The sequence below is a fragment of the Chromohalobacter sp. HP20-39 genome (assembly GCF_033052815.1).
Lineage (GTDB): Bacteria > Pseudomonadota > Gammaproteobacteria > Pseudomonadales > Halomonadaceae > Chromohalobacter.
In genome coordinates this window covers 1-245 of record NZ_JAWHTP010001047.1, presented here as the reverse complement: position 1 = coordinate 245, position 245 = coordinate 1, and the positions used below count along the sequence as shown (strand labels likewise).

Below are 245 nucleotides of genomic sequence, written 5' to 3'. Positions count from 1 at the left end.
CCAGCCGCTCAACCGGCCTTCGGCCGAGAGCACGCGGATCTTGTCCAGCAACTGCAAGCGCTTGCGGATGAGCGTGCCGATGTTGTCCAGGATCTCCGCCAGGTTGCCGCCCGATTCACGCTGGATCAGCACTGCGATCACCAGGAAGCGCAGGTCTTCGATTGGCACGCGGCGGCTGAACGCGGCCAGCGCGTCGCCCATCGGAACGCCATAGTTGATCTCGCTGAAAACCAGCGCGAACTCGC

1 protein-coding gene is annotated in these 245 nt (G+C 64.1%); it reads right to left on the bottom strand.

The annotated features are described in order from the left end of the window. On the bottom strand, positions 1–245 hold a 245-nt coding region (locus RVY79_RS21115; protein WP_317466567.1), incomplete at both ends, for a type II secretion system F family protein.